A 9,525-nucleotide genomic window follows, 5' to 3' on the forward strand; every position below is an offset into this window, starting at 1 on the left:
GCCCCCATGCGTTCCCCCGTCCTGCCCCTGACCTGGCACCTCGCCCGGTCCTCCGGCCGCCGCGGTCTGCAGTCCCAGCTGCTCGCGGCCGGGGCCGCCGCCGTCGGCTCGTTCCTGCTGCTGGTGATGATCGCCGCCTCCCTCGGCGCAGGCACCCGCGCCGACCACACCACCTGGCGCACGCCCGACGCCGTACCCGCGAAGCAGGCGACGGCCGTCCAGGCCACGACCACGACGTACGTCCGCGACGAACCCGTCACCGTCGTGAACCTCGCCCAGCTGCCCGGCCGCGAGCAGACCCCGGCGCCGCCCGGCCTGAGCGGCTTCCCGAAGCGGGGCGAGGTGTACGTCTCCCCGGCCCTGGCCGAGCTGCTGCACAAGCTCCCCGCCCGACAACTCGCCGACCGCTTCCCGGCGGTGAAGTCCTACGGCACGATCGCCGCCGTCGGTCTCGCCTCGCCGGACGAGCTGGTCGCGGTGGTCGGACGGGCGCCGGGCGACCCCGCGGTGTCGAAGGCCGCCGGCGAGCAGAACTACTACGACGAAGGGCTGACCGAGCGCGCCTCGATCTCCGGGTTCGCCGGCACCAGGGCGAGCCTGTTCACCGGCACCGACCAGGGGACCGTACTGCTCGGCGTGGTGCTCCTCGTCATGCCGGTCGTCGTGCTGGCAGCGGCCGCCGGACGGCTCGGCGCGGCCCGGCGTGAACAGCGGCTCGCCGCACTGCGGCTGGCCGGGGCGACCCCACGGCAGATCCTCGCCATGACCGCCGTCGAGGCGGCCGGAGTCGGCGCGGCCGGCGCGCTGACGGGCGCGCTCGCCTACGTGGCCCTGCTGCCCGCGCTCGCCGCACTCCCGTACGGAGTCGGCGCCTGGTACACCGGTCAGCTCTGGGTGGGGCTGCCGTGGCTCGCGGCGGTGGTGCCGGCCGTCACCGCCCTGATCACCGTCAGCGCGGTGACGATGCTGCGCCAGGTGGCCACCTCGCCGCTGGGCGTCGCCCAGCAGGCCGACCCGCGCCGCACCCGCGCCATCCGTCTGGTGCTGTTCGTCGCGGTCCTGGGCTACATCTGGATGAGCACGGGCGACGGCCAGCTGAAGACCCGTCAACTGCTCGCCCTGCTGGCGCTGTTCTACGGCGCGTTCTGGCTGTTCGGCCCGTGGGTCGTGGACCGGCTGGGCCGGATCGTCGGCCGTCGCGCCAAGCGCCCGGCCACGCTGCTGGCCGCGCGCCGGCTCAGCGACGATCCGCGCGGCGCCTGGCGCACCGTCAGCGGCCTGGTGCTGGCGGGCTTCGTGGCCGGGTTCTTCTCCGTCAGCACGCTGGGCTCCGAAGGCCCGAGCCACCACGGCCAGGTCGCGGTGATCACCGCGAGCGCCGCCGACGCCCGGCACACCGCCGCCGAAGCCCGTACGGCGCTGCACGAGGCGGGCGTCACCGCGACCGTCGTCGTCACGAGCGAGGACGACTTCGACAGCCTGCTTGGTGGGGTCGACGGCGTGACCGCCCAGGTCTCCGGCGGTCAGGAGGGCGTCGACGCCGCCGTCACCGCACTGACGCCGCTCGGGTCGGGCAGGTACCCGATCACGCAGGAGTACGTGTCCGCGTCGGACGACACGGTCACGGCCCGCGTCGCCACCGTCAGCGCCGCCACCCTGGCGCTGAGCTTCCTCGTCGCCGCCGCCTCCGCGGGCCTCACGGCCGCCGCGAACGTCCTCGACCGGCGTCGGGTGTACGGCCTGCTGCGGCTGTCCGGCACCCCGCTCGACGTCCTGGACCGGGCCCGGATCCGCGAGACCGTGATCCCGCTGGCCGTCCTGGCCGGCGGCACCACCGCGATGGGTGTCTTCGGCGCCGTACAGCTCAACAAGGCGGCCGGCACCACCGTCAACACCTCCGGTGCCCTGCAGCTGGTGCTCTGCGTGGCTGTCGGCGCGCTGGCCATGTTCGCCGCCGTGGCCGGCAGCAGGCCGCTGCTGCGGAAGGTGACGGCGGGGCCGGTGCAGACGTCGGACTGATGCCGACGCAGGCCGTCTTGACTGCTCCGATAGCATGATCGAACTAATGATCGCCTGGAAAAGTCCATATTCGGCCCATACTTAGCAAATCGACTAGATAATTGATAACCATAAAAACGGGGAAATCCTCGCGCACAAAGGCCATCCTCTGGGTCGCGGCGACTGTCGTGACCCTCGGGTTCCTCATCGCACTGGAGATCGCGGCGCGTCACTACGGCCTGCCGGGGCCGGTCGCCATGCAGGCGCGAGAGGTGATATTTCCGCCGAAATCGGGATTCCTGCTGTACGCCAGCATGGCGTTGATGATGGTGGTGCTCACCTGGCGGCAGCGCATGGTCGCGCTGGGCACCGCGATCGGGATCGACCTCGTCATCGTGCTGGCGCGATGGATACTCGACATCAAGGTCACCGAGGGCCACCCCTTCGGAAATGGCGCGCTGTTGGTGATGCTGGGGTGCGCGGGGATTGCCGTCACCCGCCGCACCGGCCGGGAACGGACCCTGCTGCTCAAGGGCGTCGGCCTCGGCCTGCTGCTGGTGGCCGGACGCAAGACGGGCGACGTCTGGCTGCTGATCACTTCGAAGACCAGGCCGACGGTGCTCGACCAGTACCTGGTGACCGCCGATCGCGCCTTGGGCGACCCGTCGTGGTTGGTGGGCCGGATCGTCAGGGCCACAGGACCGATCGGCCCCCACGTCCTCGACTTCGTCTACGTCCAGCTCGCGGTGGCCGCGGTCGTCGTCGCGCTGTACCAGCTGCGGCACGTGGCGGCTGAGCGCCGCTTCCCCGCCCACCACCTGGTGCGCACCTTTCTGGTGATAGGCCTCCTCGGGCCGGGCATCTACATGATCTTCCCCGTGGTGGGACCGGTCTTCGCCTACGGCACCGGCGCGTTCGGCACCGGCGGCGGGCACTGGGCGGTGGCCAACCTGTGGCCGGAGACGGTGCCGCCGCTCAGCGCCCCGCAGCCGATGCCGTACGACGCGATCACCCCACGCAACTGCATGCCCAGCCTGCACACGGCGTGGGCTGTCACGCTCTTCGTCCACTCCCGCACGGGGCCACGCCTCCTGCGCTACGCCGGCACGTTCTGGCTGGTCGCCACGCTCGGCGCGACGCTGGGATTCGGCTACCACTACGGCGTCGACCTCGTGGCCGGCGTGGTGTTCGCGCTCACGATCGAGGCGGCTCTGCGCGCACAGGCACGCGGCTGGGACCGGTCGGGAGTCCAACTCGTCGCTTACGGGACCACGGTGTTCGTGACGCTTCTCGTCGTGTACCGCTACCTGCCGATGGAGATGGCCGAACGACCCTGGCTGTTCGGGCCGCTTCTCATCCTCGCGATGGCCTCGGTGATCCTCGGTTTCGTACGCACCGTCCGGCTCTGGGAGCCCAAGCCCCCACTCGCCCCCCGGCCGGAGCCGCAACCCGAACTGGTCTGACCGCCGGAGCGGTGCCCGGCCACACTGCGTGATTTGGACGTGCCCTTCTCGTGTGCTGCATCAGCGCTGTACGGACGCTAACCGGCGTTTCGAAACAGTGGCACCACCCGCCCCACCAGGGGAAACAGCAGAAGGGAAGCGTGCCATGGGCAGTGTTTCGCAACCGCAGCGCCGAGCCGTCCTCACCGGAGGGCTCGTGGCGACCGCGGCCGTGATCACGGGCTGTTCGACGAAGACCGACAACGGCTCGGCGCCGAATGCCTCGCCCGTGGCGGCGGCATCCGCCTCGTCGTCCGCAGGCGCGCCCCCCGAGACGCCTTCCGCGGCCCTCGCGCGGCTGCTGGAGGGCAACGAGCGCTGGGTGAACGGGACGCTGCAGCGCCCCAACCAGAGTGTCGACCGGCGTAAGGCAGTCGCCGCCGAGCAGGACCCGTACAGCGTCATCGTCTCCTGCATCGACTCCCGGGTGGACCCGGAGCTGTCCTTCGACACCGGGATCGGCGACCTGTTCGCGATACGCACCGGCGGCCAGGTGGTCGCCCCGGTCGTCACCGGTTCCATCGAGTACGGCCCCCTGACCTCGGGCACCCCGCTGATCGTCGTGCTCGGGCACCAGAGCTGCGGTGCGGTCAAGGCGTCGTACAAGGCCCTGAAGGAGCGCAAGCCGCTGCCGGGCAACCTCCAGTCGATCGCCGAGGCCGTCCGCCCGGCGTACGACGCCGTCTCCAAGGCGAAGCACGCCGACCCGGTCGACGCCATGATCCGCGTCCACGCCCAGCAGACGGCCGCCGACCTGCGCGCCAACCCGGCGCTCGCCCCGCTCGTGAAGAAGGGCTCCCTGGCCGTGGTCAGCGCCTACTACTCCCTCGACACCGGCCGCGTCGAGGTCATCGACGGGACACCCGCCGCCTGACCGGCGGCACCTCACCGAGGCGGAGGACGGCGACGAACCGTCCGGACCGCCATACGGACCGCGCCCGCGACCGCCCCGCCCGCCACCACCCCCGCCCAGGCCGACGCCAGAGCCTGCTCCCGGCGCCCCGGAGGCGTCGGCCGGGCGCCCGGGGCGAGTCCGTACGCGCTGCCCGCCACCTCGGACACGGGCAGCGCCGAGGCCAGGAGTTCGGCCAGGTGCACGGCCTCGTGGCCGGTGCTGTCGAACTCGTGGATCTGGGTGCGGCAGCTGAAGCCGTCCGCGAGGACGACCGTGCCGGCGTCCTCCTCCCGCAGCCGTGGCAGCAGGACGCGTTCCGCGCAGGCGCGGCTGACGTCCAGGTGGCCCTGCTCGAAGCCGAAGTTGCCGGCCAGCCCGCAGCAGCCGGAGTCCAGCCGTTCGGCGTCCACCCCGGCCCGGCGCAGCAGCTGCTCGTCGGCCTCCCAGCCCAGTACGGCGTGCTGGTGGCAGTGGACCTGGGCCAGTGCGCGGGCCGTGCGGTCGGGTACCCGCGGGGGCTCGTATCCGGGGCTGTGCTCGGTGAGCAGCTCCGCGAGCGTCACCGTCCGGTCGGCCAGTCGCCGTACGTCCCGGTCGCCGGGGAACAGCTCGCCCGCGTCCGAGCGGAACACGGCCGTACAGCTCGGCTCCAGGCCGACCACCAGGCCGCCGTCGCGCAGATGACCGGCGAGGTGGCGGACCGTGCGGCTCAGGACGCGCTCGGCTACGCCCAGTTGGCCGGTGGAGATCCACGTCAGCCCGCAGCACAGCGGCTCCGAGGGCATCGTCACGCGCCAGCCCGCGTGCTCCAGCAGCTCCACCGCGGCCTGGCCGACGTGCGGATGGAAGAAGTTGGTGAACGTGTCCGGCCAGAGCAGCACCGTGCCGCGCTCGCCGGAGCCGGCGGGGGCACGCGACGCGCGGTGGGCGAACCAGCTCTGCAACGACTGCCGTGCGAACAGCGGCACCTCCCGGTCCGCGACCCCAGCCGCCGCGACCGCCGCCCGGGACAGCGGCGGGGTGTGGGTGAGCGCGTTGACCACGGGGCCGAGCCCGCCGCGCCCCACGGCCTGGGCGAGGACCGGCAGCCAGCCCATCGACAGATCGGAGCGGGGCCGCGCCCACGGTCGCCCCGCGTAGTGGTGGGACAGGAACTCCGCCTTGTAGGTCGCCATGTCGACATCGGCCGGACAGTCGCTCTTGCAGCCCTTGCAGGCCAGGCACAGATCGAGCGCGTCCTTGACCGCCCGCGAACGCCAGCCGTCGCGGATCGCGCTGTCGCCGTGCCCGTCGAGCATCTCGAACAGCAGCCGGGCCCGGCCCCGCGTGGAGTGCTCCTCCTCCAACGTGACCTGGTACGACGGGCACATCACCGCGCCGCCCTCGGTGTCGAGACGACGGCACTTGCCCACGCCCACGCACCGGTTGGCGGCCTCGGCGAAGGACCCGCCGTCGTGCGGGAAGCGGAAGTGCAGGTCGCGGGGGTCGTACGGGGCCCAGTCACCGCCGAGCCGCAGGTTCTCGTCGAGCCGGTACGGCGCCACGACCTTCCCGGGGTTCATCCGGTCGGCCGGGTCGAAGATGCCCTTGAGCCGCCCGAACGCCTCCACCAGCTCCTCGCCGAACATCCGCGGCAGCAGCTCGGCCCGGCTCTGCCCGTCCCCGTGCTCCCCGGAGAGCGACCCGCCGAACTCGACCACCAGATCGGCCGCCCGCTCCATGAAGCGCCGGTAGGCCGCCACCCCGTCCGCGCTGTACAGGTCGAAGGGGATCCGCGTGTGCACACACCCCTGCCCGAAGTGGCCGTACAGGCTGGGTCCGGCGTCGCTCTGGTATCCGAACTCCTCGAACAGGCCGCGCAGCCGCCGCAGATAGTCGCCGAGCCGCTCCGGCGGCACCGCCGAGTCCTCCCAGCCCTCCCAGGTGTCCGGCCGGTCGGGGATGTGCGCGGTCGCGCCGAGACCTGCCTCGCGGACCTGCCAGAGCTGTTCCTCGTGGCCGGGGTCGTCCAGGAAGGCGACCTCCGCGTCGTGCTCGGACTCGTGCAGCGCGTCCAGCATCCGGTGCGCGTGCTCGTCGGCCTCCTCGACGGTGTCGCCGCCGAACTGCACCATCAGAAAGGCGTTCCCCTCCGGCATCTGGTCGAGGGCCTGCTCATTGAGGTGCTTGAGGCGCTCGTCGTGGACCAGATGACGGTCGACACCCTCCAGCGCGATCGGCTCGTACGGCAGGATCTCCGGTACGGCGTCCCCGGCGAGCGCGATGTCGGGGAACCCCAGCACCACCAGCGCGCGTTCCTTGACCACCGGCACCAGCTTCAGCTCCGCCCGCAGGACGGTGACCAGCGTCGACTCACTGCCGACCAGCAGCCCGGCGATGTCGAAGCCGTGCTCGGGCAGGAGCGAGTCGAGGTTGTAGCCGGAGACCCGGCGCGGGATCCGCGGGAAGCGGCGGCGGATCTCGTCGGCGTAGTTGTCGCGCAAGGCACGCAACCGCCGGTGGACGGCGGCCCGCAGATCACCGTGCCGCTCGATCTCGGCGTACTCCTCGTCGCTCGTCTCCCCGCACCAGAAGCGGGTGCCGTCGTAGAGCAGCACCTCCAGCCGGGCGATGTTGTCGACGACCTTGCCGTTCGCCTGCGCGGTGGCGCCGCACGAGTTGTTGCCGATCATGCCGCCGATCGTGCAGTTGGCGTGGGTGGCCGGTTCGGGGCCGAAGCGCAGCCCGGTCGGGGCGAGCCGGCGGTTGAGCTCGTCGAGGACGATCCCCGGCTGGACCACACACCTGCGGGCGTCGACGTCGACCGACTCCAGTTCCGTGCAGTACTTCGACCAGTCGATGACGACGGCCGTGTTGGTGCACTGCCCGGCCAGCGACGTCCCGCCGCCCCGCGACAGCACGGGCGCGTCGTGCTCCCGGGCCACGGCCACCGCTTCCGCCGCCGCCTCGGGAGTGTGCGGCACGACCACGCCGATCGGCGTCTGACGGAAGTTCGAGGCGTCGGTGGAGTACGCGGCCCGGCTCCCGGCGTCGAAACGGACCTCCCCGTCGACGCGCCGCCGCAGCGCGCTCTCCAGGGCGTCCGGGTCGGGCGCGGGCGCCGTCTCGCGCCGTACGACGGGAGCGGGCAGGTCCGAGATGCCCATGAACCCCTCCTCGGTGTCGGTGCGGGCCCCGCCCGGGTACCCGCAACCGCACCGCCGACTACTCCGGCGTCGCCTCCGCGGCGAAGTCCGGCATCAGCGCGCACATCGCCTCGCGCTGGGCCGGGCCCATGAACCGGGCCAGCGCCGCCTTGACCGTCTCGGCGAGGACCGCGGACGCCTCCTTGAGCAGCCCCCGCGCCTTCTCGGTGAGGGCCACCTCGACGCCCCGCTTGTCGCCGCAGACCGATGTCCGGGTGACCAGGCCGGCGTGCTGGAGGCAGGCGATCTGGTAGGTGAGCCGGGTCTTGGGGCGGCCGAGGAGCTCCGCGATCCGGGTCATGCGCAGGGCCTGGCCGGGGTCGGCGGCGAGCAGGCACAGGATCAGGAACTCGTCGTGCGAGACGTCCAGCCGTTCCTTGACGACGCTGCGCAGCTCCTGCTCCACGGCCCCTGTCGCGGCCAGCATCAGCATCCAGGCGTGCAGCTCTGCGGGCAGGAGTCCGTCGCCTGAGGCGGAGGGGCATGCGGGGAGGTCGGCCATGAATTCGAGTGTAGCTGTTGTTCAAATTTGGAGTATCGGCTAGCGTGTGGTCATCCAAATTTGGACTACCAATGTCGTCCCCTTCCCCGTTGATCAGGAGTGAGAGATCATGACCGTCGCCGTCGAAACCGGAACCTGGCAGCTCGACCCCGCCGCCTCCACCGTCGCCGTCCGGCACAAGACGTTCTGGGGCCTGGTGACCGTCAAGGGCACCTTCGCCGCCGTCACCGGCGACGGCGAGGTCCGGCCCGACGGCTCCGCCGTGGGCACCATCACCCTGGACGTCGCCTCCCTGGACACCGGCAACGCCAAGCGCGACGAGCACCTGCGCTCCGCCGACTTCTTCGACGCCGCCAACCACCCCGAGATCACCTTCTCGGTCCGCGCCGCCGAACTGCGCGACGGCGACACCGTGCACGTCGTCGGTCAGCTCACCGTCCGTGGCATCAGCCGCCCCAAGACCTTCACCGCCCGCCTCGTCGGCGCGGACTCCGACTCCCTCACCCTCGACGCCGAGTTCACCGTGGACCGCGACCAGTTCGGCATGGGCTGGAACCAGCTCGGCATGATCCGCGGCCTCACCACGGTCGCCGGCACGCTCCGCTTCACCCGGAGGGCCGCAGCCTGACATCGGCGCTCGACAGCGTCTGCGGTACGGCCGTGAAGGCCCGCAGCCGGATCCGCACGCCCGGCCGGGGCAGGACGAACCTCCCTGCGGGCGGCCGGAGTTCATAGCGGGCCGTCGCGTGGGCGGGCACCTCGGCCGGACCTCGTACGACCGTCCAGTACGGGTTCATGCCCTGGCCCGTGGTCAGCGTGAAGTGGGGCGCCAGGGCGACCGGGCCCGTGTTGCCGACCTCGACGTCGAGGCGGGACACGACGGTCGGCGTCGCCCGGCGCACCGACGTCACCCGCAGACCCAGCGGAGGCGTCCCCGTCGCCGCCCAGGCCGCGCTCGCCAGAGCCGGCGTGAGCAGCAGCACGGCCGCCGCGACGCGTGCCGGGCGCCGGGACAGAAACCGTGGACGTGGCTGCCACGCGGTGGCGAACTCCGACGCCGGCGCCGTGACCGCCGTCGCCAGCCACAGCGGCGTCATCATCAGGTAGTAGCCGTCCTGGGACCGCGTCGCCAGAAAGAACGCACACCACGGCAGCACGGTCGCCGCCGGCCCCAGCCGCCGTACGAACAGCACGAACACCGCCAGCAGCCCCGCGGCCAGCAGCATGCTCGCGCGGGAGTACCAGTCGAGCCGGTCGCTGCCGTCGGTGAAGTACAGCGAGACGCCGACCACGCCCTGCCCGTGGATCACCGCACCCTGCGTCAACGGCAGCGCGATCCCCCGGATCCAGGTGCCCGGCTCGCTCACGACGAAGTACGTGTCGACCAGCAGCCACACGACCCCGGCCGCCCCCACGACCTTCGCCACCACCAGCGCCGCACCC

6 protein-coding genes and 1 pseudogene are annotated in these 9,525 nt (G+C 72.1%); 4 read left to right on the top strand and 3 right to left on the bottom strand.

The window, feature by feature from the left end; translation table 11 throughout:
• Positions 1–6 precede the first annotated feature (6 nt).
• From L0P92_RS38155 to L0P92_RS38165, 3 genes are all read left to right on the top strand, one after another.
• Positions 7–2,019, top strand: coding sequence for an ABC transporter permease (locus L0P92_RS38155; protein ID WP_234767714.1), 2,013 nt, complete (start codon positions 7–9; stop codon positions 2,017–2,019).
• A gap of 143 nt (positions 2,020–2,162) precedes the next feature.
• Positions 2,163–3,461 carry a phosphatase PAP2 family protein gene (locus tag L0P92_RS38160; RefSeq protein WP_234767715.1) on the top strand — a complete coding sequence of 433 codons (1,299 nt, stop codon included), beginning with the start codon at positions 2,163–2,165 and terminating at the stop codon, positions 3,459–3,461.
• Between the two features lie 145 nt (positions 3,462–3,606).
• Positions 3,607–4,374, top strand: coding sequence for a carbonic anhydrase (locus tag L0P92_RS38165; protein WP_234767709.1), 768 nt, complete (start codon positions 3,607–3,609; stop codon positions 4,372–4,374).
• Positions 4,375–4,385: 11 nt separating this feature from the next.
• On the opposite strand, the gene L0P92_RS38170 is transcribed toward L0P92_RS38165, so the two are convergent.
• Both L0P92_RS38170 and L0P92_RS38175 read right to left on the bottom strand, forming a co-directional pair.
• Positions 4,386–7,541 carry an FAD-binding and (Fe-S)-binding domain-containing protein gene (locus L0P92_RS38170; RefSeq protein ID WP_234767710.1) on the bottom strand — a complete coding sequence of 1,052 codons (3,156 nt, stop codon included), beginning with the start codon at positions 7,539–7,541 and terminating at the stop codon, positions 4,386–4,388.
• 58 nt (positions 7,542–7,599) lie between these two features.
• Positions 7,600–8,082, bottom strand: a complete 483-nt coding sequence (locus tag L0P92_RS38175; protein ID WP_234767711.1) for a MarR family winged helix-turn-helix transcriptional regulator — start codon at positions 8,080–8,082, stop codon at positions 7,600–7,602.
• A gap of 109 nt (positions 8,083–8,191) precedes the next feature.
• Here L0P92_RS38175 and L0P92_RS38180 point away from each other — a divergent pair, with 109 nt between their 5' ends.
• On the top strand, positions 8,192–8,710 hold the full coding sequence (locus L0P92_RS38180; protein ID WP_234767713.1) for a YceI family protein: 519 nt from the start codon (positions 8,192–8,194) through the stop codon (positions 8,708–8,710).
• On the opposite strand, the pseudogene L0P92_RS38185 reads toward L0P92_RS38180, so the two are convergent.
• Positions 8,688–9,525: pseudogene (locus L0P92_RS38185) on the bottom strand (hypothetical protein); the annotation flags it as partial. The gene L0P92_RS38180 and the pseudogene L0P92_RS38185 sit on opposite strands and share 23 nt — an antisense overlap.

The sequence above is a fragment of the Streptomyces muensis genome, assembly GCF_021474425.1.
Taxonomy (GTDB): domain Bacteria; phylum Actinomycetota; class Actinomycetes; order Streptomycetales; family Streptomycetaceae; genus Streptomyces; species Streptomyces muensis.

Coding starts and splice junctions, on each gene's coding strand:
- L0P92_RS38155 (WP_234767714.1), top strand. CDS start 7: ATGCGTTCCCCCGTCCTGCCCCTGACCTGGCACCTCGCCCGGTCCTCC.
- L0P92_RS38165 (WP_234767709.1), top strand. CDS start 3,607: ATGGGCAGTGTTTCGCAACCGCAGCGCCGAGCCGTCCTCACCGGAGGG.
- L0P92_RS38170 (WP_234767710.1), bottom strand. CDS start 7,541: ATGGGCATCTCGGACCTGCCCGCTCCCGTCGTACGGCGCGAGACGGCG.
- L0P92_RS38175 (WP_234767711.1), bottom strand. CDS start 8,082: ATGGCCGACCTCCCCGCATGCCCCTCCGCCTCAGGCGACGGACTCCTG.
- L0P92_RS38180 (WP_234767713.1), top strand. CDS start 8,192: ATGACCGTCGCCGTCGAAACCGGAACCTGGCAGCTCGACCCCGCCGCC.